Origin of the sequence: Roseibium polysiphoniae, assembly GCF_014842925.1 — a bacterium.
Classification (GTDB): domain Bacteria; phylum Pseudomonadota; class Alphaproteobacteria; order Rhizobiales; family Stappiaceae; genus Roseibium; species Roseibium polysiphoniae.
Window position 1 is genome coordinate 372,385 of sequence record NZ_JACYXJ010000003.1, and the last position, 21,957, is coordinate 394,341.

Here is a 21,957-nt window from a genome sequence, read left to right on the forward strand (position 1 = left end):
CAATGTCCAGCGACGGGCCCGCGTCAGGCCGATGCAATGGAAGAGGGTGTTTTTGCCGCCCCGGACTTGATCCGGGGCCTGACTCATGAGGGGGGAAGGTCCCGGGTCGAGCCCGGGACGGCGACGTTGTTGTGAGCGTCCGGCCTTAAAGCCCTTCAGGACCGCGTTGAACGGCAGCGACGCCGGTGCGGGAAACCTCGACAAGGCCGAGGGGTTTCATGATCGAGATGAACTGTTCGATCTTGGACGTGCGACCGGTGATCTCGAAGACGAAATGCTCGGTCGTTGCGTCGATCACGGTTGCCCGGAATGCGTCGCCCAGGCGCAAGGCTTCCAGGCGCTTTTCACCGGTGCCTGCCACCTTGACCAGTGCAAGCTCGCGTTCCAGCGGCTTGTCCTGACTGGCAAGCTGCGCTTCCACGGTCAGGTCTGTCACCCGGTGAACGGGAACGAGGCGATCCAGCTGGTGCCGGATCTGCTCGATCACCATGGGTGTGCCGGTGGTGACGATGGTGATGCGCGACAGATGCTTTTCGTGCTCGGTTTCCGACACGGTCAGGCTGTCGATGTTGTAGCCCCGGCCGGAGAACAGGCCGATGACGCGTGCGAGCACGCCCGGTTCGTTGTCGACCAGCACCGAGAGGGTGTGGGTTTCGTTCTTGTCGCTGACCTCGGCCATGAAATAGGCAGAAAGCGCGCTCGGATTGTTTTGTGCGTTCATGTTCGGACCGTCCTTAAACCAGGGCCTTGCCTTCGGAGCTGATGGCATTGGCCACCGCTTCGTCGTTGGCTTCATCGGGCAACAGCATTTCGTTGTGGGCCTTGCCGGAGGGGATCATCGGAAAGCAGTTGGCAAGGTTGGCCACGCGGCAGTCGAACAGGACCGGCTTGTCGATGGAGATCATTTCCTCGATCGCGCCGTCCAGATCACCGGGCTTTTCGACCCGGAAGCCGACACCGCCATAGGCCTCGGCCAGCTTGACGAAATCAGGCAGGCTGTCGGTGTAGGAATGGGACAGACGGTTGCCGTGCAGCAGCTGCTGCCACTGACGGACCATGCCCATGTACTGGTTGTTCAGGATGAAGACCTTGACCGGCAGGCCGAACTGAACGGCCGTCGACATTTCCTGAATGTTCATCAGGATCGAGGCATCCCCGGCAATGTCGACGCACAAGGCGTCGCGGTGCGCGACCTGCGCGCCGATCGCGGCAGGAAGGCCATAGCCCATGGTGCCGAGACCGCCGGAGGTCAGCCAGCGGTTCGGCTCTTCGAAGCCGTAGAACTGCGCCGCCCACATCTGGTGCTGGCCGACTTCGGTGGAGATGTAGGTCTCGCGGTCCTTGGTCAGCTCATACAGCCGCTGGATGGCGTACTGCGGCATGATGATGTCTTCGTTCGGCCGGTAGGCCAGCGAATTGCGGGCACGCCAGACATCGATCTGCTTCCACCAGTCCTTCATGGCTGCCGGATCCGCCTTCAGGGAGGACGAGCGCCAGATGCGTACCAGATCCTCCAGAACATGGCCGACGTCGCCAATGATCGGCAGGTCGACCTTGACGGTCTTGTTGATCGAGGAGGGGTCGATGTCGATGTGGATTTTCGTGGCGTTCGGCGCAAAAGCGTCGATGCGGCCGGTGATGCGGTCGTCGAACCGCGCGCCGACACAGACCATGACATCGCAATCATGCATGACCATGTTGGCTTCATAGGTGCCGTGCATGCCCAGCATGCCGAGCCAGTTGTCGCCGGACGCGGGATAGGCGCCCAGACCCATCAGGGTCGAGGTGATCGGGAAGCCGGTGAGCTGAACCAATTCGCGCAGCAACTGGCAGGCCTGCGGGCCCGAGTTGATCACGCCGCCGCCGGTGTAGAGCACGGGCTTCTTGGCCTTGGACATGAGGTCTGCCGCGATGCGGATTGCCTGGGCATCGCCCTTGACCTGCGGCCGGTAGCTCTTGTGGCTTGCGGACGGGTTGCTCGTCGGGCCCTGATAGGTGCCGGTGGCGAACTGAACGTCCTTGGGAATATCAACGACGACCGGTCCCGGACGGCCCGAGGTCGCGACATAAAAGGCCTCATGGAGGACACGGGCCAGATCGTCGACGTCGCGGACCAGCCAGTTATGCTTGGTGCAGGGGCGCGTGATGCCGACGGTGTCGCATTCCTGAAAGGCGTCATTGCCAATCAGGTGGGTCGGAACCTGGCCGGTCAGACAGACAAGCGGGATGCTGTCGAGCATGGCGTCGGTCAGCGCGGTGACCATGTTGGTCGCGCCGGGCCCGGATGTCACCAGGGCAACGCCCGGCTTTCCGGTCGAGCGGGCATAGCCTTCGGCGGCGTGGCCTGCGCCCTGTTCATGACGCACAAGAATGTGCTCGAGGCCTTCCTGCTGAATGATCTCGTCGTAGATGGGAAGCACTGCGCCACCCGGGTAGCCGAAAACCGTGTCGACGCCCTGGTCCTTCAACGCCTGGATCACCATTTCGGCGCCGGTCATCTCCCGTGTCATTCTTGCTTTCCTCGCATTGGCCCTGAGCTTCAGGGGCTTGGCTCGTCTGTGTTCTTTCTTGGCTCGCATCGAGCAGGGATGGTGGGTTTGCGCCTTTCCAAGGGACCGGTCAACAGAGAGTGAGGTTCGGGACGGGGAGACACAAAAAAAGGCCCCGAGGGACCTTAGATGCGCGCCAACCTGTTCCGAACGGATTACTCCGTTCCGGCGGCGCGCCTTCCTACCACTAGAATGAGAGACGTCATCAGACTGTCTGCCCTCTATCCTTCGAAGATCCGCGACCTGCGCCGATCCTCAGCCCGTTTCGATACATTTTGGAACCTTTAAGCCACTCACAACAGGATTTCGAGCGGGCTTGAAGCTTCCAACAACACAAACGGGACAAGCCCCGTTCGTGATGCGGTGCACCCTAGTCAGCCGCTGCAGCAGGGTCAAGGGCAAAATTTCATTTGTTTCGTTGAGTGCGCCGTTGCTTTCTGAATCTTGCTTTCCGCCAGATCAACGGGCTTCACTCGCTCGCACCCTCGACGTTGGTCTGAGGATCGATGGAAACGGTGAAATTGGGCTCGGCGTAAGTCGCGCCCTCTGTCTTGTTATAGGCGTCGATGATCTGATCGACAGCCCCTGCATAGGGGGCCTTGCGCGCAGGCGTCGACAAGGTGGCCGGGACATAGATCGGCCTTCGCAGGCCTGAGACAAATATTTCACATTTCTGCTTGCGTAGAATATCGCGCATCGATATACACCGCCCATCGACGCGCTGCGGCGCGAACGATCGATCCGTCGATGGCGGATGTGGGTGTATAGCTCAGTTGGTAGAGCAGCTGACTCTTAATCAGCCGGTCCTGGGTTCGAATCCCCGTGCACCCACCATTTCTCTCTTCTCCCAGTTTCTTTGTCGTGTCGTCTTTGAATGCGTTGATGCGCTCAATGTCATAAGTCTGCGAATTTGCGCTAGCATTTGAGTGAGAATACAACCTGAAGAAGAAATAGGTTGCGTAGATTTGATATTCCCTTTTTAATTGTATCTAAGGTTGTGGTGTTGGTAGCCGCTGGGCGCGGCATGCTGTTGCAGCTGTTCTGTCTTGATCAATGAAACGCGACATGTGCCGCACCGGATGGGTCAGCCGGCCAAATCCAAGAATTAATTCACACGCATAATTTCCTAGCGTCTTTGGCTGGAAAGAAATGCAACCTTAAGATGAATTGGAGGGTGAGTTCGTGCCAGATTCCGAAGATGTGAATGACGGGCCCGCCTTGCCCTCTGCGGGGATCTGGATGAGCTGGATCGAGGATGGTCTGGTTTTGCGCAGGCGAGCCCTGAGGTTGACGCGTGGCAATCGCGAGGAAGCGGAAGATCTTCTGTCTTCGACCCTGGTCAAGGCGGTCAGCCACGTGGAGCGACACGATACGGAAGTGCGCGAGCCGCGGGCGTTTTTGCTGTTCGCCATGAAAAACGAATATATCAGCCGTCTGCGCCGTCAGAATTCGGAGCGGCAGGTGCGTGATTTCCAGGCGGATGTCTATCAGGATCACACGCATGGGCTGGCAGACCGGCAGCCGGACCAGGAAAACCAGCTGCGCCATCAGGACGCTCTCCGCAAGGTGCTGAAGGCGGTCGACGGCTTGACGCCCGACTTTCGGGATATTTTCAGGATGCGGTTTTGCGAAGAGTGCAGCTACCGCGAAATCGCCCGTCACCTGTCCATTTCAGAACCGCTTGCGCGCAAGAGGGTTCAGCACTTGCGCGGGCATTTGCGCAGCGTTCTGGATGAGGAAATCGATCCAGAAGACAGGATTTCAGGAAAAGACGTTTCACAAGTGTCCAGCTGATGCGTCTTAACAAACAGGGAATTGCAAGGTGCGGTGCGATTGGCCGATGAACGGTTGATTGGCTTGCGACCCGGGGAAGCTGCGAACCCGAGCCTGATGGGAAACAAACATGGTCGACAGTGTGAATGCCCAAGTAACCGACGCGGTAACGCAAACCAATGTGAAGGTGGTCGCCGAGGCTCCGGCGCAAGCCATCGCGAGCCTCTACCAGGTGGCGAGCCACGCGGCGGGCCTGTCGGTTCAGAATGCGGTTCACAGCCAGCAGGCGATGAACCAGATCACGACGGCGGTGGTGTCCAAGGCGTGTCAGCTGATCATGGATATTGGCGAGCCTTCGATAAAGTAACGATTGGTATCGGCGACTGTAGGGAGTTTGGTTATGTGGCTGGATGGCTGGTTCGGAAAACATGGTCCCGACGACGCAAACGCGCCGCAGGAGGACAACCTGACATTGACCCGTGACAAGGATGGTACACTGCGGCCGGACAACTCGGGGCCCGGAAAAGGCAACAGGGGGGAGGACATGATGTTGGGCAGCAATCCGAACTCAAAACCCGGCGCGCCTCCAAAGCCGCCTTCTTCGAAATCACCTACGCCGGACGTTTCGGCCTTGAACAGTCAGGTCGTCCAGGCTGTTCAGTTCGCGAATACGGAAAACAGCAACTACGCGAGCGAGCTCGTGGCGACGCCGCCGGATATCATGGTCAGCACGACCACTGGCCTCGCCGTTCAGGACGCAAAAAACTACATGAATGCGATCATGCAGATTGCGGTTGCTGCCCAGGCGGTTGCGATCAAGAAGGCAGCCGAGGGACCTGAGCCGGTCGCGGCCTTGAAGGAAATTCCGTTGCTTGCGGAAATCCAGAACATGGTGACGCAGGCTGTTGGGGTCTATGGCTCCGTCAGCACGGCAGCTGGAACATCAGCGAAAACCGTCATCGGGGATTTGAAATCGGGTTAGACCGCAGCGCGAGGCGGCTGGAAGCGGGAAAGGGTATGTCATGGGCGATCTGCTGCATGTTGAAAACAACGGCCTGACAGGGGGGGCAGTCTGGGCCTCAGGTCAGGGCGACCAGGAGGGCGGGGGTGCTGGATCCGGAGGAAGCGACGCTGGCGGCGGTGGTTCAAGTGATGGCTCTGGAGATGGATCAGGTGATGGCTCTGGCAGGGGCAATGATCCCAAGAGCCTGCTCGAGGCGTTCAACACGCTGCGGGATGACGAGCAGGAGGAGATCCTGTCGGCCCTGTCGCAAGTTCTCGGACGCCGCAAAGCTCCTGGTGAAACCTCTCCGGACGGTGCGAAAGACGTTGGTGCGACGAGTGCCCGAGGCAAGCCGGGTGCCGACGATGAGGGGACCTGACGCATGTGCGCAAGATGCGGCCGGGGCGGGACAGGTCGTGGCGAACGGTCGAGCCGCTGCAGGGATGAGATTTTGAAGGAGACCGCCGAAATGGAAAATGAACTCGATCTGATCTGCAAGGACCTCGATACAGTGTTGCAGACCACTCTGGTCACCTGGAGCGAGGCGCTGAATGAGGCGCGCGAGACGGGTGGCGACCCGCAGGCTCTCTATTGCCTGTATCCCAAACTCGTTTCTCATGTGTCCTGGGCGCGGGGGACACTTCAGGGTGCCGAGGCGTCGCTTGCCCAGATTGATCAGCGCCGGAACATCGATCAATCGCATGTCAGGTCGGCAGCAATGCATGCGCTGGCCTCAGGTTGCTGTCCATGCTGTGGCGGCGCGGGCGCAGCTGCTGCCTGCAGCTGTGCAACTGCCGGCCATCCGGACGGCGGCCAAAAGGAAAATCACACGGAAACTCACATCGTCAGGGAAACGACAATCGAGGAGACAAGCGATGGTCGAAGCGAAGAAACCGGGCGGTCCCGGCGCAGGTCCTAGAAAGACACCAGCCAAACCGGCTGAGGTTCTTGAAGCGCTTCTGGAGGGCTACCTCAAGACAGCCAGCCTTCAGACGGACTACCAAGGCCTCTATCAATCTCTTCCCGGTGTTCTGGATCTGGCCGGCGACATCCTGAAGAAAAAGGAAGAAAGCGAACAGGCTTTCGATCAGGGGATCCAGGTGGTGGAGAAGGTGCTGACCGATGCCAGCGAGAAGGCAGACCAGCTCTCCAAGGCCATGTCAGACCAGCATGATGCGTTGAAAGCCATTTTGGCAGACAGGTCGCTTCTGAGCGATATTCTGAAGTCGGGGAAGGAGGCGACCGCGGCGTCATCGCGAAAAGCGGCCCGCGGGGCAGATCCCAGAGCCGGGGTCCTCGGATTGGCCGACGCCCAACTTGCCGGTCAGCTCAATTCGGTCATGAGCAACATCCAGTCGATGATCTCGCGCGAAGTGCAAAGGCAGTCCGAGGTCTTGCGCAGTCAGATGGCCTCAGGCGCTCAGCCCACGGAAAAAACTGGCGGTCGCGGTTGAGGTCACAAGGCCTCAAAACCATACCCATGGATCCATGCCAGGAGCCGGTCATTGAAAAATGGCCGGCTATCTTTTTGATAACACGATAATAATTCGTTCCTGCGGCTGTCACACCTTGCTGGCTTTGGCGTCCTAGAGGGTGTCCGTAGCCGGCGTCGGTGCTGGCCCAGCATAAGGAGTGTGGACAATGGTTGAATTGGTAAATCCGATGATCACGGATGCGGTGACGCAATCCAACGTGAAGGTTGTGGGCGAGTCTCCGGCAATGGCGTTGAGCACGCTTTATCAGTCGATGGCGCATTCGACTGGCGTGTTGTTTGAAAATGCGGTGTCGGCTCAGCAGCAGCAGAACATTCTGGCGCAGGCTGCGGTGAACCAGGGCGTGATGCAGATCTACAGCCTCGACACGACCGCGGCGGCTGGGGCCAGCGAAAAGGTGGCTCAGACTGGTGTGTCCGACAATTTGAGTTCCATGCTGGCCGTTCTTCAGGCCTTCAGCAATCCGCAGCGATAAGCGGCTTTCCTCCATCCTTCAGGTTCCGTTCCAGACTCTGGAACGGAACCTTTTTTGCGTTTTGACTGAGTATTAACAACTTCAGGTAGAGTATCTGTGCTGATACAGTCATGAGGCGCGGCGCAGATCGCGATAAACGGGCTGTTTGGCAGGCAGGCAATCCGATCGTAGCTCGCCGGTGATGAGCACCGGCAAACCTGAAGGATGAATCATGCCTGCTCCCAATCCGGCCACCGATGTGGTCAATGCCGACGTGCTAGCGCTTGGCTTGTCGCCAGCCGTGTCCATGGCTGCTGTCTACCAGTCGATGTACCACTCCCTCGGGATCCTTTACGAAAACGCCGTCGCGAACCAGAAAATCCAAAGCATTGCGGCTGATGCCGTGCTGGTGGAGGGGCTTGTGCAAGGGCTCGCGAACACGGCGATTGATGTCGTGGAAGATGTAGCGGCTGCTGCCGATCCAGTCGCTGAACTCGCAGCTCTGCTGAAGGCCTTGAACAAGGGCCATTGAGCCCACGGATTTTGGGTGTTGAGAGCGCCGGGGCGGGTATCCGAGAAAATGCGGACTTCTCTTTCCCGGCGCAGTGGCGTTATAAGCGGCGCGAAGACCCGCTTTCCACATCAGAACAGCCAGTATGTCAAAGATCCTGATTGCCGCCCTTTACAAGTTTGCGCCGCTCGACGACCACGAGGTCCAGCGGGATCCACTCAAGAGGTTTTGCGAGGACCGCGATGTGCGCGGCAGCATCCTGCTTGCGAGCGAGGGCATCAACGGCACGATCTGCGGGCCGGAAGCTGGCGTTCGTGAAGTTCTCGCCCATTTGCGCAGTGACCCGCGCCTTGCTGAGCTGGAGCACAAGGAGGCCTGGTCGGATCGGCATGTGTTCAAGCGCATGAAGGTGCGGCTGAAGCAGGAAATCGTTCGTCTGGCTGTTGACGGCATCGACCCGAATGAAATCGTCGGCACCTATGTGAAGCCGGAGAACTGGAACGAACTGATCTCCGATCCGGATGTGGTCGTCATCGACACGCGCAATGACTATGAGTTTGCGTTCGGAACATTCGAAAACGCGCTCAACCCTGAAACCCAGTCATTCCGCGAGTTTCCCGACTGGGTGCGCGAAGCGGTCGCGCTGGAAAGCAAGCCCAAGGTCGCAATGTTCTGCACTGGCGGCATTCGCTGTGAAAAGGCAACTTCCCTGCTGAAACGGGAGGGCTTCGATGAGGTGTTCCACCTCGAAGGCGGCATTCTGAACTACCTGGAAACTGTGCCCGAAGAGCAGAGCATGTGGAAGGGCGAGTGCTTCGTCTTTGACGACCGGGTATCCGTCGATCACCAGCTGCAGCCCAAGTGGGGTGAGTGGATCCCCGAAGAAGCGCGCCACATCATCAACGAAGACACGGACTACGATAAGTAGGCCTACGACAAACAGGCGTCTTCGCCGCCGCGCGAACTTCAGTCTTTAACAAATCGTTAATTTTCCCTAAGGTCAGGGCGGAGGCTAGGTCCTCCATCTGACAGGGGGTTGTTACGATGTTTCGAACTGTCGTTTCCAAATATGGAGTTGCGGTGCTTGTTGCGGTGAGTGCCGCAGCTGTTTCCAGCGGCGCAAGTGCCGGTGGCAAGGCGTTGCAATGTTACGAGCAGGCCGTTGTGCCGGCGGCCTATCAGACTGTTCAGGAACGGGTTCTGGTCCGGCGTTCAACGACGCGGGTTGTCGAACATCCTGCCGTCTATGCCTATCAGAGCCGCCGGGTCGTCGTGCAGCCGGAGCGCGTCAGCTATCGCACCGTCGCGCCGATCTATGAACACCGCAGCCGCAGGGTCCAGGTTCAGCCTGCCAGCGTTGGCTGGGAATATCAGATGCGCAAGGGGCGCAAGATCCTGTGCAAGGTCAAACGCCCTGCCATCTATCAGACGGTCAGCGAGCGCGTGCTGGTGAAGCAGGGCGGGCGTGTGGCTGTCACCCAACCTGCCATTTACGGCACGGTGAAGGAAAAGGTCCTGGTGCGTCCCGCCAGCAGGCAAAAAGTCCACGAACCTGCCATCTACAAGACGGTCTCCCGGCAGGTCAAAGTGCGTGACCAGCAAGTCGTCTGGCAGCCGGTTTCACGAAAAGCCTACTGCAAGCGCTAGACAGGGATTCGTCGTTTCTGGGGTCTAGAGGGCGGTTTTGAACCTTGAGCTCAAAACGCCCTTGGAGCTGTGGCCTTCAACAAGCAGGAGCGAGCCGGACAGGCTTTCGGGGCCTTCGCCGCCGGGTTGCAGACTGGTCACGACCAGCTGGTCGAGGTCCGGGCCGCAGAAACATGGCATGGTCGGCTTTGGGACGGGCAGGGCGATCGCATGGGTCAAGCTGCCGTCCGGTGCGAAGCAGTTGAGCAGACCTGCGGAAACGCCCGCACTCCAGTAGTTGCCGTCAGCGTCCACCGTGGCGCCGTCCGGGCGGCCGGTCTCATTGGTCTGCTGGGCGAAAAGCATCTTGGCGCCGAGCGTGCCTGTCGTCGGATCGAAATTATAGGCTTCGATCCAACCGGGGCTTGAGTCCGAGTGATACATCCACAACCCGTCCGGGGACCACGCCAGGCCGTTTGAGACCTGCAGCTCGTTGCGGATCATGTCGACCTCGCCGCTGGCGCTGACGCGGTACAATCCGGCGATCGGCTCGCGTGGGCTGGAGGTGTCCATCGTGCCGACCCAATAGGCGCCATCGGGACCGATTTTACCGTCATTCAGGCGGGTCTGCGGCAGGTCGGTCTCGATCTCCGCAAGGGGCTCGCTGGTGCCCGTCTTGGGGTCGAAGAGAACCACCTTGTCCCAGACGCTGACAATGAGACGTCCGTCATCTGTCAGGCCGAAGGAGCCGACTTCATTGTCAAACCGGTAAGTGGTGATTTCACGGCTTTCCCAGTCCATGGACTGGATGCTGCAGCCCTGAATGTCGGTCCAGAAGAGCCGGCCGTTGATCTCGTCCCAGGTCGGGCATTCGGCAAGCTTGTAGGTCGGCTCGATGAGACGGGAAATCTGGAAGGACACCTTTTTCTCCGGTGACTATTTGCAAGAGGCGGCGACTATAGCTTGCAACATGCCTAGCGTCGACACGCTTGTGGGCCGCAATGCTAAGTCGTCTCGGTCTTCATGGGAAAGGCGGTCTTACGAACGATCGGCCGGATTGCGAAGGAGGATTTCATCCTGAGGACGCCCGGCAGGCGCGCCAGGTGTTCCCGGTGGATCCGCTCAAAATCGGTTGGATCGGCGGCTGTGACGCGCAGGATATAGTCGGCATCCCCGGCCATGAGGAAACACTCCATGATTTCGCTGGAGCGGCCGACTGCCCGCTCGAAATTTTCCAGAACCTCGTTGGATTGCCCGACGAGTGAGATCTCGACGAAGATGTCCATCTTGCGGCCGAGTTTGCGCTGATCAAGCAGCGCGACGTATTTGTCGATGATGCCGGCCTCCTCCAGCGCGCGCATGCGGCGCAGACAGGCTGAAGGCGACAGGCCAACCTGATCGGCGAGATCGGCGTTCGCAATCCGACCGTCCTCCTGCAGGACGGTGAGGATCTTCTGATCGATGCGGTCCAGTTTCAAATTCCAACTCCGTCGCATAAAATTCGAGTACTTATTATTTTAGCGCAATTATCTTGCAAGAAAGTGTTCTTGTGAGCCTAACATGCAATCTCATGTCGTCGTTTTTGCACTATGATTTTCTCATAACAACCGCTTAAACCAGCGAGGGGAAGTCATGCGTATTGGTGTGCCGAAAGAAATCAAGAATCATGAGTATCGGGTTGGTCTGACCCCTGACAGCGTGCGTGAGATGATCGCGCATGGCCATGACGTCTGGGTCGAGACCCAGGCCGGGAGCGGGATCGGTGCGGATGACGCCGCCTATGAGGCGGTCGGCGCAACGATTTTGGCGACTGCGCGCGAGGTCTTCGACGTGGCCCAGATGATCGTCAAGGTGAAAGAGCCGCAGGCAGTGGAACGCGCCATGCTGCGTCCTGACCACATTCTCTTCACCTACCTGCATCTGGCGCCTGATGGAGACCAGACTGCCGACTTGGTGAAGTCCGGCGCGACCTGCATCGCTTACGAAACGGTTCTCGGTGCCCGGGGCGGTCTGCCGCTGCTCGCACCCATGTCGCAGGTTGCCGGCCGGCTCTCCGTGATTGCAGGCGCCAAGGCGCTGGAAAAGGAAGCCGGTGGATCTGGCGTTCTGATCGGCGGCGTTCCTGGCGTTGCTGCAGGCAAAGTGGTCGTGATCGGCGGCGGCGTCGTGGGGGCCCATGCGATCACGATGGCGCTGGGCCTTGGAGCGGATGTGACGGTTCTGGACCGCACCGTGGATGTGCTGGACGATCTGTCCAAGACGTTCGGTTCGTCGCTTCGCACTGTCTATTCCACCAAGGCGGCTCTCGAGCAGTATGTGCTGGAAGCGGATGTCGTCGTTGGCGCGGTTCTGGTGGCAGGCGCAGCAGCGCCGAAGCTGGTGACTGCCGAAATGGTCAAGCGGATGAAGCCGGGATCGGTTCTGGTGGATGTGGCGATCGACCAGGGTGGTTGCTTTGAAACCTCGAAGGCGACGACCCATTCGGATCCGACCTACATTGTTGATGAGGTCGTCCACTATTGCGTCGCCAACATGCCGGGCGCCGTGCCACGGACGTCGACCTATGCACTCAACAACGCAACCTTGCCCTTCGCGCTCGCGCTTGCAGACAAGGGCGCGGAAAAAGCGCTTCTTGAAGATCCTCTCTTCCTGCCAGGGCTGAATGTCCACAAGGGGCAGATCACGTGCGAAGCCGTCGCCGTTGCACTTGGCTATGACTATGTCGAGCCGGCGACCGCGCTGAAGGCAACCAACGCAGCTGCTGCCTAGGCTGCAATCGCGTTTCAAACGAAAAGGGCGAGGCCGGAAACCGGTCTCGCCCTTTTTTGCATTTCGTTTTGAAGCTCTGCGTCAGGGGCATCTAACCTTGTAAGGCGTGCCATCCTGATCCCGGGCAATGCAGTTCCTCGGGGTGGTGACAATGCCTACAAGGCCACCGCCGACGGCACCAAGAGCGGCGCCAGCGAGGGCTGCGCCTGCTGTCGAGCCTGCGACTCCGCCGATCACTGCACCGGTTGCGGCGCCAAGGCCTCCGCCGATGAGCATACGGTCGCGCTGGCTTTCCGTGTTTGTGACACAGCCTGCCAAAGACATGGCAAGCACAGCCGCAATCAAGGTGATCTTCATCCAAGGTCTCCCGTAGATGGGGTTCGAATCAACTGAGTCTACAGCGGATTAGCGCGCTTGTCGGGCTGTAGATTTTACGGGCAGACGACGCGATAGGGGCGACCATACTGGTCGTAGGCCACGCAGTCTTTGGGAGCCGTTGCCGATCCGATGATGGCGCCACCGGCCGCGCCGATTGCCGCGCCTGCCAATGCGGGGCCGACACCGTTGCCAGCGGCTGCGCCGACAATCGCGCCGGTCGCCGCGCCAAGACCGCCGCCGACAAGGGCGCGGTCACGCTGGCTTTCGGACTGACAGCCGGCCAGAACAAGGGCAGACGCCCCGATAAAGAAAAGCTTTTTCAAAACAATACTCCCTCATAAAGCGAGGCTGGAGCCTAATGGGCTCCAGCCTGCGACTTGGCTTATGGGCAAGCTACGCGGTAGGGATTGCCGTTGCGGTCATAGGCAACGCAGTTTTTCGGGGTTGTGGCAGAGCCAACAATCGCACCGCCGGCACCGCCAATGGCAGCACCAACCAGGGCTCCGCCGACACCATTGCCGGTTGCTGCGCCGATAGCTGCACCGGTGGCAGCTCCGAGACCACCGCCCACGAGGGCGCGGTCGCGCTGGCTGTCGGACTGGCATGCTGCGAGCAGCAGGGCCGAGGCGGCGACCACAATCAATTTCTTCATTTCCAAGTCTCCCAAGTGAACATCACTCATATGCAAACGTCTGTTCCGCATCCCTGTCCATGAGATAAATCATCCGGGCCGGGTCATTTTGCATTCGTTCCCAAGCGTAAAGCCCTTGGCAAAGAACGGCAATAAACCATGTGCGATTCCAACACAGATGACAGCATATGGTTGCGAATAACGAACGAATTAAGGCGCAAGACAGATGTCCCGCGCCTGATTTCGTCAAATTGAACAAGGAGACAGCCCTGTCGGTGCCGCCGATTCAGCTCGTCAAGGTCGCCAGGAGGCCACGCGTCGAGCTGTCTTTTGCCTCGGCGCTGGCCTCACCTTTGACCATCGGCAGGAGCGCGGTGGCCAGTTCCTTGCCGAGTTCCACGCCCCACTGGTCGAAAGAATTGATGCCCCAGATGGTGCCCTCGACAAAGACCCTGTGCTCGTAAAGAGCAATCAAACGGCCGAGCGCAAAAGGTGTGAGCTGGTCATGGACGATGGTGACTGAGGGACGGTTTCCCGGAAAGACCTTGTGCGGAGCGAGGCGATCCACCTCGGCATCAGACAGGCCGGACGCCTTCAGGAGCGCCTTGGCTTCCTCGAGCGTTCGTCCCAGCATCAATGCTTCGGATTGGGCGAGGCAATTGGCAACCAGCATCTCGTGGTGATGAGCAAGATCGTCCTCGTGGCCCTTGGCCGCGACAATGAACTCACAGGGGATGACGGTCGTGCCCTGGTGCAGCAACTGGTAAAATGCGTGCTGACCATTGGTGCCTGGCTCGCCCCATACCAGCGGACCCGTTTCCTGATCGACAGGCGCGCCGGAAAGCTTCACGCGTTTGCCGTTGGATTCCATGTCGAGCTGCTGAAGGTACGCGGGCAAACGCGCCAGACGCTGGTCATAGGGCAGGACGGCACGGGCTGAATGGCCGAGGACATCCCGGTTCCAGACGCCGACCAGTCCCATGAGCACCGGAAGATTCTCGCGCAGAGGTGCGTCGGCGAAATGCTGGTCCATCGAATGAGCGCCATCGAGGAACTCGTTGAAGGCATCTGGGCCGATTGCGATCATCAGCGGAAGGCCAATGGCGGACCAGACAGAGTAGCGTCCTCCGACCCAGTCCCAGAAGCCGAAGACACGATCTTCCTGGATCCCGAAGGCCGCAACCTTGTCGAGCGCAGTCGAGACCGCGGCGAAATGATCGCCCACGGCGTCCTCGCCCAGGGTTTCCGCGATCCACCGGCGCGCCGTTTGGGCGTTGGTCATGGTCTCGATCGTGGTGAAGGTCTTGGACGCGACAATGATCAGCGTCGTGGCGGGATCAAGCTCGGCGAGCGTGTCGGCAATGTGTGCGCCGTCGACGTTGGAGACATAGTGGAGCGCGGGGCCATCATGATAGGGCGAGAGCGCAAGCGTGGTCATGACGGGCCCGAGATCGGAGCCGCCGATGCCGATGTTGACCACATCCGTGAAGGCCTGACCATTTGCAGCTGCGATGTCGCCGGAGCGGATGCCATCGCAGAAATCGGCCATGGCGTTCAGAACGGCGAAAACGTCCGGCATGACATCTTGGCCGTCGACCATGACAGGCTCGCCCGACCGGTTGCGCAGGGCTGTGTGCAGCACGGCCCGGTCTTCGGTCTCGTTGATTTTCTCGCCGGCGAACATGGCGTCACGGCGCTGAGGCACATTGCTCGCCTCCGCCAGTTCGATCAGCAGATCAAGTGCGGTGTCGTCCAGCAATGTCTTGGAGAAGTCGATCAGGAGATCGTCTTGCTTGACCGAGAATTTGGCGAAGCGCTCAGGATCCTGAGCAAACAGGGTGCGCAAGGAACGATCTTCAAATGTAGCGGCATGAGCTGCCAGCTTTTCAAAGAGAGAGGACTGAGCCATGGAGCACTCCTGCGTTAAAACGATTTAATGGAGGATTTGGAGCAAATCGACCGTCATGGCAAGGGCATAGCACAGGTTGATCGGTTGGCTGTAGCTGCTGTTCCGATAAATGAAGCGACTCTCGCTATTCGAGCCGCTCATGGCCCCTCTGGTTTGGAGCAGGCGAGGCTTCCAGGTGGTCTCGGGAGCGCGATGGTCAAGGTGGAAAGGGCGCGACGTGCGCACGCCCTTTCGCCTGTTTGCAGTCAGTTGATCGGAGCCAGAAGCTCGGGAGCCGTCACAAGCTGACGAACGCCATGGGAATGATCTTCCTCGAAGACGTTGCCCACAGCGGCCCAGACATTCAGGGAGTTGATATCGAGTTTGGCGCACTGGGGCCGCACGCTCCAGGTCACCTGAAAGGGAGAGCAGGCTTGCTCGGTGTAGCTTGGTCCGGTTGTCGATCCGGCAAAGACGACTGGCTCGCCGGTGCCTGTCGGCAGGGCTTTGGCCTGGTGAAGACTGTTGGACATGTTGCCCTGATAGGAAAAGTCCATGAAATTCAGGGCGTCCGGGTCATTGACGACAAGGAAGACCTGGGTCTCGACACGCAGCTGCGGATTGGCACATGTGTCGCTCAAACAGGAGCCAAGCCCCTTGCCGGGCTCGACGTCACAGGAGCTGTGGACCCAGTGGACTTCGATCGTGTCGCCTGGCTTGACCCCATGATAGGCACCGCCGCCGTGCTCAGGCTCGGCGAGCTCTGCAGCTGTCAGACTGGCGCTTTCATTGCACTTGTAACCGCCATGCTCGCCCGAACCGGCGGAGATCGAGAAGTCCGGGCCTTTGTGTTCTGCGTTGGTGTGGGTGTGGATGTTGCAAAGGTTCAGCTTGGTTGCACTGGGAGCCATGGCGAAAAGACGGGTGTTGCTGCCGAAGGTTTGGGAGATGTCGCGTGGTGTCTGTGGCCCATATCCCGAGCACAGTTCTTGAGCCATGGCGCTCCCGCAAAACAATGGACTGGCAAGCGACAGGCTGACGGCAAAATTTAAAAGTGTATGCATGAGTTCAACTCCCGATCTTGGGCAGCAGCGCTGAAGCCTCAAGGCATTTTCTTTGATGGTTCAACGCCGCGATTACAAAGTGATAGCGTGAGATTAAGACAACTAAAATGATGCACTTGGCAGGATAAGCACTTTTGCCGCGAGAGGTTGATTGATCCTTAAAAGAAAGGCCGATATTACCAGCTTATGCTTACCTTTCTCGCTGCCGTTTTCTTTCTCCTTATAACGCCCGGACCTGGCGTGCTTTCAATCGCAGGTGTGGGCTCGGGCTTTGGCCGTCCGGCCGGGCTGCGGTATCTGATCGGATTGTTCCTGGGGACCAACATGGTTGCCCTGGCTGTGGTCTCCGGATTGGCTGCGGTCGTCTTTTCCATCCCGATTGTGCGTGACGCCTTGATGTGGGCGTCGGGGGCTTATCTTCTGTATCTGGCGTTAAAGATCGCGTTTTCGGGAACACGTATCGCCTTTATTCATTCCGAGCGGCCACCGGGCATTCTGGGCGGATTGGCGCTACAGGCCATCAATCCGAAGGCCTACGCCGTCAACACGGCGCTTTTCACGGGATTTGGCTTCTGGCCGGAAAGCCTGATGACCGAGACGGTGCTCAAGTTCTTGATGATCAATGCGATCTGGATTCCTGTTCACCTTGCCTGGCTTGCGGCCGGGATCTATCTGCACCGCCTGGATCTCAACGAACGCACACACTTTGCAATCAACGTCGGGATGGCTCTTTCGATGCTGATGGTCGTCGTTCTTGCCGTTCTCGCAGAGCTTTAGGCCGCCGCTGGCGATGGATCAGGCGAAAACTTTCAATAAAACGTCATAAAAGCCGCAAAACCACGCCAAGTTTAAACGACTGGAAACCGTGCTCTGGTAAAAACGCCCGAGTTAAGGAGAGCAGTCGATCATGAGCCATGGCTTGGAGCATATGCAGGATAAACCTGATGCCAAGGTTGACGTCCTGGCGATTGACTTTGACAATCTCACCTGTGTCAAAGCGGTCCTGTCCAATGTCAGCCAATGGGGCTGTAGCCTGACCTCTGAAGACGCAAACGACCTGCGAAAGAATATTGGTATCCGGGTCGAGGATAAACCCAAGCTTATTCGCGGCACCGTGACAGCGGTCAAGGGCCATGTCGCTTCAGTTGTTTTTCCAAAACAGGAAAGCGTGGTTCAGGACAAGCGCCGTGAACGACGCAATCAGGTGTCCATTCCGGTCACGATCTCGGATCGCGGTGGCGTCACCGAGATTTCCGGCCTGATCGTTGATGCCGGGCCGAATGGGTGCCGGGTCAGCGCCAAGGGGCTGACCACTCTCCCTGAGGATGTGGTCCTCAACCTGAAGAACTTCGAAAAGCCGGTTCTGGGCGAATTTGCATGGCGCAATGCGAGTTTTGCCGGTCTGCGATTGCTCTGGGATGCCCCGGACTCCATCGGCTAGACCCTGCCGCACTGATCAGATGAAAAGAAAAAGCCCGATCGTTTGACCGGGCTCTTGTCGTTTCGTGCGCTCACCAAGTGCCTTTCTTAGGCACTCAGGGCAGCTGCAGCGCGGGCGCGTTCCTCGATGCCGGCCCAGTCTTCAGCTGCAATGGCCTTGGCATCTGCGATCCAGGACCCGCCAACGCAAAGAACATTTGGCAGGGATAGGTAACCTGGTGCCTTTTCGAGGCTGACGCCGCCGGTGGGGCAGAATTTGGCTGCGGTCAGCGGGGAGGACAGGGACTTCAGGTAAGACGCGCCGCCTGCCTGTTCAGCCGGGAAGAACTTGAGACGTTCATAGCCGCGCTCCAAAAGCGCCATGACCTCGGAGGACGTCGCTGCGCCGGGCAGCAACGGAACATCGCTCTGTTCGGCAATGTCGAGAAGTTTCGTGGTTGCGCCCGGCGAGACGATGAACTGGCTGCCGGCAGCAACGGCCGCTTCGTATTGTGCCTGATCGAGAACCGTGCCGGCGCCTGGAATAGCGCCTTCCACATTGTCCGCGACCAGCTTGATGGCTTCCAGTGCGCGCGGTGTGCGCAGGGTGATCTCGATGGAGGGAAGGCCGCCGCGCACAAGTGCTTCTGCCATTGGAACGGCTTTTGCCGGGTCTTCGATCACAAGGACCGGGATCACCGGAGCTGCAGTCATGACACGTTCGATCAGGGCAATATTTTGCGGCATTTTCGTTCCTCGGTTCCGGTGTTTACCGGTTTCTATCTTTATAGCGGCCATTCGCCAATGCGTCCGGCCCCATCGAACCGGATGATGGCAAGTGGGTCGCGGTGTTTAGGCGTCAAAGACATGGGCCCCGGTGTCGGCGCTTCCCACATTGGCGCGGAACGCTGCGAAGAGATCGCGGCCAACGCCAACATGATGAGCCGACATGTCCTGGGTTGCGGGTGTACGGGCCGCGAGCTCTGCGTCTTCGACCAGCACCGTAAGCTCGCCAGTGACCGCATCAACGCGGATCATGTCTCCGTCGCGAATGAGGGCCACCGGGCCGCCATCGGCCGCTTCCGGGGTCAAGTGAATGGCGGCTGGGATCTTGCCCGAAGCCCCCGACATGCGGCCATCGGTGATCAGGGCCACCTTGTGGCCGCGGTCCTGTAGAATGCCAAGGGCCGGTGTCAGCTTGTGCAGCTCGGGCATGCCGCAGGCCTTGGGGCCCATGAAGCGCACGACGGCTGCCAGATCGCCGGTGAATTCCTTGTTGGAGAATGCGGCGAGGAAGTCCTCCTGGGAATGGAAGACGCGGGCTGGCGCCTCGATGACATGGCGCTCCTTGGCGACCGCGGAGATCTTGATGACGGCTTTGCCGAGATTGCCTGACAGCACCTTGAGTCCGCCGTTGGGTGAAAACGCTTTCGCGAAAGGTGCGACGACGTTTTCATCTCCCGAGATTTCGGGAACAGGGGTGCGGACGACATTGCCGGTGCTGTCCAGGCCTGCCTCGACGGTGTAGCCGGACAGGTCCGTGCCGTTCACGGTCTTCACATCCTGATGCAGATAGCCTTCGCTGAGCAGTTCACGGATCAGGAAGCCAAGTCCGCCGGCGGCCTGGAAGTGGTTCACATCTGCTTTGCCGTTCGGGTAGACGCGTGCCAGAAGCGGAACGACGTCCGAAAGCTCGGAAATATCGTCCCAGGTCAACTTTATGCCAGCGGCATAGGCCATGGCGACAAGGTGCATCGTATGGTTGGTGGAGCCGCCGGTGGCATGAAGGCCAATCACGCCATTGACGACCGCTTTCTCGTCAATGACCTCGCCGACCGGCGTAAATTCATTGCCGAGTGCCGTGATCGCGAGCGCGCGTTTGGCCGCTTCGCGGGTCAGTGCTTCGCGCAGCGGCGTGCCCGGGTTGACGAAAGACGCTCCGGGCATGTGCAGGCCCATGATTTCCATCAGCATCTGATTGGAGTTGGCCGTGCCGTAAAAGGTGCAAGTGCCTGGGCCGTGATACGACTTCGATTCAGATTCGAGCAGTTCGGCGCGGCCGATCTTGCCCTCAGCGTAGAGCTGGCGTGTCTTGGCTTTCTCATCGTTCGAGATGCCCGTGGTCATTGGCCCGGCCGGGATGAAGATTGCCGGCAGATGCCCAAACGACAGGGCGGCAATCAGAAGGCCGGGAACGATCTTGTCGCAGATGCCCATGAAGACGGCTGCATCGAACATCTGGTGCGACAGGCCGACCGCGGCCGACATGGCGATGATGTCGCGCGAGAAGAGCGACAGTTCCATGCCGTCCTGGCCCTGGGTGACGCCGTCGCACATGGCCGGCACCCCGCCAGCGACCTGAGCCACCGCGCCGACCTCGTGGGCGGCCTGGCGGATCAAGTCCGGATAACGTTCATAGGGCTGATGAGCCGACAGCATGTCGTTATAGGCGGTGATGATGCCAAGGTTCGGGGCAACATCTCCAGAGAGCGCTGCCTTGTCGCCGGGCGCGCAAGCTGCAAAGCCGTGGGCCAGGTTGCCGCAGGCGAGGCGCGAGCGCTGCGGCCCCTTGTCTGCCGCCGCGCGAATGCGCTCGAGGTAGATAGAGCGGCTGTCATGACTGCGCCTGGCGATACGTTCGGTCACTTCGCCGATACGTGCTTGGATCGTCATGTCTTCACATCCTTCTTGTCCGCTTTGGGGTGTCGATGATCCTCAGGTGACGAGTTGGTCGACGGCGGAGTTGAACCAAAGAAGGGAGCGGGCTCGGTTCTTTGGCATTTCTTTTCAATCGATTGAAATTCGCATCGCAGTATGACCTTGAAATGTCACAACAATACAAATCTCGACGGACGTCCCATCTTGGGGAAATGCCCGGCCTGACGCATGGCCGGCCGGGCAGCCTGTCAAAGTCCGTCTTCGGCCCATGTGCGGCCGTCACGCTCCACAAGCGCGATGGAGGCCGAGGGTCCCCAGGTGCCGGCGGTGTAGCCGCGTGGCGTTTCCTTGGAGTTGGCCCATGCGGCGAGGATCGGATCGACCCATGCCCATGCGGCGTCCACTTCATCGCGGCGCATGAAGAGCGTCTGGTTGCCACGGATGACATCCATGATCAGGCGTTCGTAAGCGTCCGGATTGCGGACCTTGAAGGCCTCGGCGAAGCTCATGTCGAGCGGGACTTCGCGCAGACGCATGCCGCCGGGACCAGGGTCCTTGATCATCACTTTCATCTGCACGCCTTCGTCAGGCTGCAGGCGGATGATCAGTCTGTTGGCCGAAATGGTGCCGGCTTCCTCGTCGAAGATTGAGTGCGGGATCGGACGGAACTGTACCACGATTTCCGAGACGCGCTGGGCCAGCCTCTTGCCCGTCCGCAAATAGAACGGGACACCGGCCCACCGCCAATTGGCAATCTCGGCTTTCAGCGCGACAAACGTCTCTGTGGTGCTGTCGTCCCGGCCCAGTTCTTCGAGGTAGCCGGGCACAGCGCCGCCGGCGGAGGCGCCGGCCTTATACTGTCCGCGCACGGTCAATTTGTCCGCCGTGGCTTCCGTGATCGGGGCGAGGGCTTTCAGGACCTTGAGCTTTTCATCTCGAACGCTGTCGGCGTTCATCGATTCAGGCGGTTCCATGGCCACAAGGCAAAGCAGCTGAAGGATGTGGTTTTGAACCATGTCTCTCAAGGCGCCAGCCGTATCGTAGTAGCCGGCGCGGCCGCCGGTTCCGAGAGCTTCGGCGACAGTGATCTGCACATGATCGATATGGGCTGCGTTCCAAAGCGGCTCGAAGAGCGCATTGGCGAAGCGCAACGCCATAAGGTTCTGCACCGTTTCCTTGCCCAGGTAGTGGTCGATACGGAAGATCTGGTGCTCATCGAAGACGCCGCCGACGTTGTCGTTCAGCGTCTTGGCAGATGCGCCGTCCTTGCCGATCGGCTTTTCAATCACGACTCGCGTCTTGTCGGTCACAAGGCCAGCGTCACCAATGCTCTTGCAGATGGTGCCGAAGAGATCCGGTCCAACAGCAAGGTAGAAGGCACGGATGACATCCGGGCGTTCGTCCAGGATGGTCCTGAGATCATCCCAGCCTTCTCCGGATCCAATGTCGATGGTGACATAGTGCAGGCGGGCGAGGAAGACTTCGAGGGCGTCCGCGTCGACGTCGCCGACGTGTTCGCTGAGTGCTTCGCGCGCCCAGGCCTTGTAGTCATCATCGGAGTACTTGCGGCGGGAAGAGGCGATGATCCGGGCGTTCTCGGGCAGCTGACCATCGCAGCAACGATGGTAAAGCGCGGGGATCAGCTTGCGGTGGGCAAGGTCTCCCGATGCTCCGAAGACAACCAAGTCGAACTCATCGACTTCTATGACGCGTACTGCCATGCGTGCGGTCCTTGATTTGA

The 21,957-nt window shown here is 59.4% G+C and carries 26 protein-coding genes and 1 tRNA gene; 14 read left to right on the forward strand and 13 right to left on the reverse strand.

The window, feature by feature from the left end; translation table 11 throughout:
* Positions 1-145: 145 nt before the first annotated feature.
* The 3 genes from ilvN to IG617_RS08660 all read right to left on the reverse strand — a co-directional run bounded on the left by ilvN (position 146) and on the right by IG617_RS08660 (position 3,246).
* Positions 146-721, reverse strand: coding sequence for an acetolactate synthase small subunit (gene ilvN, locus IG617_RS08650; protein WP_192108823.1), 576 nt, complete (start codon positions 719-721; stop codon positions 146-148).
* Positions 722-734: 13 nt separating this feature from the next.
* Entirely contained in the window at positions 735-2,510 is a 1,776-nt protein-coding gene (locus tag IG617_RS08655) for an acetolactate synthase 3 large subunit (RefSeq protein ID WP_192108824.1), read from the reverse strand.
* A gap of 508 nt (positions 2,511-3,018) precedes the next feature.
* Complete coding sequence (locus IG617_RS08660; RefSeq protein ID WP_192108825.1) at positions 3,019-3,246, reverse strand: hypothetical protein; 228 nt, start codon at positions 3,244-3,246, stop codon at positions 3,019-3,021.
* A 61-nt stretch (positions 3,247-3,307) separates the two neighbouring features.
* Between IG617_RS08660 and IG617_RS08665 the strand changes: the two genes are divergently transcribed.
* The 11 genes from IG617_RS08665 (at position 3,308) to IG617_RS08715 (ending at position 9,430) form a co-directional block, all read left to right on the forward strand.
* Positions 3,308-3,383, forward strand: a tRNA-Lys gene (locus tag IG617_RS08665).
* Positions 3,384-3,731: 348 nt separating this feature from the next.
* A complete protein-coding gene (locus IG617_RS08670; protein WP_209008363.1) occupies positions 3,732-4,343 on the forward strand; it encodes an RNA polymerase sigma factor in 612 nt (203 codons plus the stop codon).
* 109 nt (positions 4,344-4,452) lie between these two features.
* The gene (locus IG617_RS08675) at positions 4,453-4,689 is read left to right on the forward strand and encodes a RebB family R body protein (RefSeq protein WP_192108826.1); all 237 of its coding nucleotides are present in this window, start codon (positions 4,453-4,455) and stop codon (positions 4,687-4,689) included.
* A gap of 33 nt (positions 4,690-4,722) precedes the next feature.
* Positions 4,723-5,304 carry a hypothetical protein gene (locus tag IG617_RS08680; RefSeq protein ID WP_192108827.1) on the forward strand — a complete coding sequence of 194 codons (582 nt, stop codon included), beginning with the start codon at positions 4,723-4,725 and terminating at the stop codon, positions 5,302-5,304.
* A gap of 40 nt (positions 5,305-5,344) precedes the next feature.
* Positions 5,345-5,704 (forward strand): hypothetical protein, encoded by a 360-nt coding sequence (locus IG617_RS08685; protein ID WP_192108828.1) that lies wholly within the window; start codon positions 5,345-5,347, stop codon positions 5,702-5,704.
* Between the two features lie 90 nt (positions 5,705-5,794).
* Positions 5,795-6,244, forward strand: coding sequence for a hypothetical protein (locus tag IG617_RS08690; protein WP_192108829.1), 450 nt, complete (start codon positions 5,795-5,797; stop codon positions 6,242-6,244).
* On the forward strand, positions 6,201-6,779 hold the full coding sequence (locus IG617_RS08695; RefSeq protein WP_192108830.1) for a hypothetical protein: 579 nt from the start codon (positions 6,201-6,203) through the stop codon (positions 6,777-6,779). The genes IG617_RS08690 and IG617_RS08695 overlap by 44 nt, the downstream gene beginning before the upstream one ends.
* A 187-nt stretch (positions 6,780-6,966) precedes the next feature.
* Positions 6,967-7,293, forward strand: a complete 327-nt coding sequence (locus tag IG617_RS08700; RefSeq protein WP_209003592.1) for a RebB family R body protein — start codon at positions 6,967-6,969, stop codon at positions 7,291-7,293.
* A gap of 211 nt (positions 7,294-7,504) precedes the next feature.
* Complete coding sequence (locus tag IG617_RS08705) at positions 7,505-7,804, forward strand: RebB family R body protein (RefSeq protein WP_192108831.1); 300 nt, start codon at positions 7,505-7,507, stop codon at positions 7,802-7,804.
* A gap of 124 nt (positions 7,805-7,928) precedes the next feature.
* Entirely contained in the window at positions 7,929-8,711 is a 783-nt protein-coding gene (gene trhO, locus IG617_RS08710; RefSeq protein ID WP_192108832.1) for an oxygen-dependent tRNA uridine(34) hydroxylase TrhO, read from the forward strand.
* Positions 8,712-8,827: 116 nt separating this feature from the next.
* On the forward strand, positions 8,828-9,430 hold the full coding sequence (locus IG617_RS08715) for a hypothetical protein (RefSeq protein WP_192108833.1): 603 nt from the start codon (positions 8,828-8,830) through the stop codon (positions 9,428-9,430).
* A 24-nt stretch (positions 9,431-9,454) separates the two neighbouring features.
* Here the strand turns inward: IG617_RS08715 and IG617_RS08720 are convergent, their stop codons facing one another.
* Together IG617_RS08720 and IG617_RS08725 are read right to left on the reverse strand one after the other, a co-directional pair.
* Positions 9,455-10,330, reverse strand: coding sequence for an SMP-30/gluconolactonase/LRE family protein (locus IG617_RS08720; RefSeq protein ID WP_192108834.1), 876 nt, complete (start codon positions 10,328-10,330; stop codon positions 9,455-9,457).
* Between the two features lie 83 nt (positions 10,331-10,413).
* The gene (locus IG617_RS08725) at positions 10,414-10,887 is read right to left on the reverse strand and encodes an Lrp/AsnC family transcriptional regulator (RefSeq protein ID WP_153768338.1); all 474 of its coding nucleotides are present in this window, start codon (positions 10,885-10,887) and stop codon (positions 10,414-10,416) included.
* 154 nt (positions 10,888-11,041) lie between these two features.
* Between IG617_RS08725 and ald the strand changes: the two genes are divergently transcribed.
* A complete protein-coding gene (ald, locus tag IG617_RS08730) occupies positions 11,042-12,178 on the forward strand; it encodes an alanine dehydrogenase (protein ID WP_192108835.1) in 1,137 nt (378 codons plus the stop codon).
* 81 nt (positions 12,179-12,259) lie between these two features.
* On the opposite strand, the gene IG617_RS08735 is transcribed toward ald, so the two are convergent.
* The 5 genes from IG617_RS08735 to IG617_RS08755 all read right to left on the reverse strand — a co-directional run bounded on the left by IG617_RS08735 (position 12,260) and on the right by IG617_RS08755 (position 16,139).
* Positions 12,260-12,535: a hypothetical protein gene (locus tag IG617_RS08735; RefSeq protein WP_192108836.1), complete on the reverse strand. Its 276-nt coding sequence runs from the start codon at positions 12,533-12,535 to the stop codon at positions 12,260-12,262.
* Positions 12,536-12,609: 74 nt separating this feature from the next.
* Complete coding sequence (locus IG617_RS08740) at positions 12,610-12,879, reverse strand: glycine zipper domain-containing protein (protein ID WP_192108837.1); 270 nt, start codon at positions 12,877-12,879, stop codon at positions 12,610-12,612.
* Between the two features lie 59 nt (positions 12,880-12,938).
* A complete protein-coding gene (locus tag IG617_RS08745) occupies positions 12,939-13,208 on the reverse strand; it encodes a glycine zipper domain-containing protein (RefSeq protein WP_153768342.1) in 270 nt (89 codons plus the stop codon).
* Positions 13,209-13,473: 265 nt separating this feature from the next.
* Positions 13,474-15,096, reverse strand: coding sequence for a glucose-6-phosphate isomerase (pgi, locus tag IG617_RS08750; RefSeq protein ID WP_192108838.1), 1,623 nt, complete (start codon positions 15,094-15,096; stop codon positions 13,474-13,476).
* A 245-nt stretch (positions 15,097-15,341) separates the two neighbouring features.
* Positions 15,342-16,139, reverse strand: coding sequence for a delta-class carbonic anhydrase (locus IG617_RS08755; protein ID WP_192108839.1), 798 nt, complete (start codon positions 16,137-16,139; stop codon positions 15,342-15,344).
* A gap of 186 nt (positions 16,140-16,325) precedes the next feature.
* Here IG617_RS08755 and IG617_RS08760 point away from each other — a divergent pair, with 186 nt between their 5' ends.
* The gene (locus tag IG617_RS08760; protein ID WP_192108840.1) at positions 16,326-16,916 is read left to right on the forward strand and encodes a LysE family translocator; all 591 of its coding nucleotides are present in this window, start codon (positions 16,326-16,328) and stop codon (positions 16,914-16,916) included.
* A 130-nt stretch (positions 16,917-17,046) separates the two neighbouring features.
* Entirely contained in the window at positions 17,047-17,580 is a 534-nt protein-coding gene (locus IG617_RS08765; protein WP_192108841.1) for a PilZ domain-containing protein, read from the forward strand.
* A gap of 86 nt (positions 17,581-17,666) precedes the next feature.
* On the opposite strand, the gene eda is transcribed toward IG617_RS08765, so the two are convergent.
* The 3 genes from eda to zwf form a co-directional block, all read right to left on the reverse strand.
* Positions 17,667-18,305 (reverse strand): bifunctional 4-hydroxy-2-oxoglutarate aldolase/2-dehydro-3-deoxy-phosphogluconate aldolase, encoded by a 639-nt coding sequence (gene eda / locus IG617_RS08770; RefSeq protein ID WP_192108842.1) that lies wholly within the window; start codon positions 18,303-18,305, stop codon positions 17,667-17,669.
* A 105-nt stretch (positions 18,306-18,410) separates the two neighbouring features.
* Complete coding sequence (gene edd / locus IG617_RS08775) at positions 18,411-20,231, reverse strand: phosphogluconate dehydratase (protein ID WP_192108843.1); 1,821 nt, start codon at positions 20,229-20,231, stop codon at positions 18,411-18,413.
* A gap of 233 nt (positions 20,232-20,464) precedes the next feature.
* A complete protein-coding gene (gene zwf, locus IG617_RS08780; RefSeq protein ID WP_192108844.1) occupies positions 20,465-21,937 on the reverse strand; it encodes a glucose-6-phosphate dehydrogenase in 1,473 nt (490 codons plus the stop codon).
* Between the last annotated feature and the right edge of the window lie 20 nt (positions 21,938-21,957).

What these genes read in the sequence shown, in the direction of transcription:
- ilvN (WP_192108823.1), bottom strand. Translation starts at nt 721, where the DNA reads ATGAACGCACAAAACAATCCGAGCGCGCTTTCTGCCTATTTCATGGCC.
- IG617_RS08655 (WP_192108824.1), bottom strand. Translation starts at nt 2,510, where the DNA reads ATGACACGGGAGATGACCGGCGCCGAAATGGTGATCCAGGCGTTGAAG.
- IG617_RS08660 (WP_192108825.1), bottom strand. Translation starts at nt 3,246, where the DNA reads ATGCGCGATATTCTACGCAAGCAGAAATGTGAAATATTTGTCTCAGGC.
- IG617_RS08675 (WP_192108826.1), top strand. Translation starts at nt 4,453, where the DNA reads ATGGTCGACAGTGTGAATGCCCAAGTAACCGACGCGGTAACGCAAACC.
- IG617_RS08680 (WP_192108827.1), top strand. Translation starts at nt 4,723, where the DNA reads ATGTGGCTGGATGGCTGGTTCGGAAAACATGGTCCCGACGACGCAAAC.
- IG617_RS08685 (WP_192108828.1), top strand. Translation starts at nt 5,345, where the DNA reads ATGGGCGATCTGCTGCATGTTGAAAACAACGGCCTGACAGGGGGGGCA.
- IG617_RS08690 (WP_192108829.1), top strand. Translation starts at nt 5,795, where the DNA reads ATGGAAAATGAACTCGATCTGATCTGCAAGGACCTCGATACAGTGTTG.
- IG617_RS08695 (WP_192108830.1), top strand. Translation starts at nt 6,201, where the DNA reads ATGGTCGAAGCGAAGAAACCGGGCGGTCCCGGCGCAGGTCCTAGAAAG.
- IG617_RS08700 (WP_209003592.1), top strand. Translation starts at nt 6,967, where the DNA reads ATGGTTGAATTGGTAAATCCGATGATCACGGATGCGGTGACGCAATCC.
- IG617_RS08705 (WP_192108831.1), top strand. Translation starts at nt 7,505, where the DNA reads ATGCCTGCTCCCAATCCGGCCACCGATGTGGTCAATGCCGACGTGCTA.
- trhO (WP_192108832.1), top strand. Translation starts at nt 7,929, where the DNA reads ATGTCAAAGATCCTGATTGCCGCCCTTTACAAGTTTGCGCCGCTCGAC.
- IG617_RS08715 (WP_192108833.1), top strand. Translation starts at nt 8,828, where the DNA reads ATGTTTCGAACTGTCGTTTCCAAATATGGAGTTGCGGTGCTTGTTGCG.
- ald (WP_192108835.1), top strand. Translation starts at nt 11,042, where the DNA reads ATGCGTATTGGTGTGCCGAAAGAAATCAAGAATCATGAGTATCGGGTT.
- IG617_RS08735 (WP_192108836.1), bottom strand. Translation starts at nt 12,535, where the DNA reads ATGAAGATCACCTTGATTGCGGCTGTGCTTGCCATGTCTTTGGCAGGC.
- IG617_RS08745 (WP_153768342.1), bottom strand. Translation starts at nt 13,208, where the DNA reads ATGAAGAAATTGATTGTGGTCGCCGCCTCGGCCCTGCTGCTCGCAGCA.
- pgi (WP_192108838.1), bottom strand. Translation starts at nt 15,096, where the DNA reads ATGGCTCAGTCCTCTCTCTTTGAAAAGCTGGCAGCTCATGCCGCTACA.
- IG617_RS08755 (WP_192108839.1), bottom strand. Translation starts at nt 16,139, where the DNA reads ATGCATACACTTTTAAATTTTGCCGTCAGCCTGTCGCTTGCCAGTCCA.
- IG617_RS08760 (WP_192108840.1), top strand. Translation starts at nt 16,326, where the DNA reads ATGCTTACCTTTCTCGCTGCCGTTTTCTTTCTCCTTATAACGCCCGGA.
- IG617_RS08765 (WP_192108841.1), top strand. Translation starts at nt 17,047, where the DNA reads ATGAGCCATGGCTTGGAGCATATGCAGGATAAACCTGATGCCAAGGTT.
- eda (WP_192108842.1), bottom strand. Translation starts at nt 18,305, where the DNA reads ATGCCGCAAAATATTGCCCTGATCGAACGTGTCATGACTGCAGCTCCG.
- edd (WP_192108843.1), bottom strand. Translation starts at nt 20,231, where the DNA reads ATGACGATCCAAGCACGTATCGGCGAAGTGACCGAACGTATCGCCAGG.
- zwf (WP_192108844.1), bottom strand. Translation starts at nt 21,937, where the DNA reads ATGGCAGTACGCGTCATAGAAGTCGATGAGTTCGACTTGGTTGTCTTC.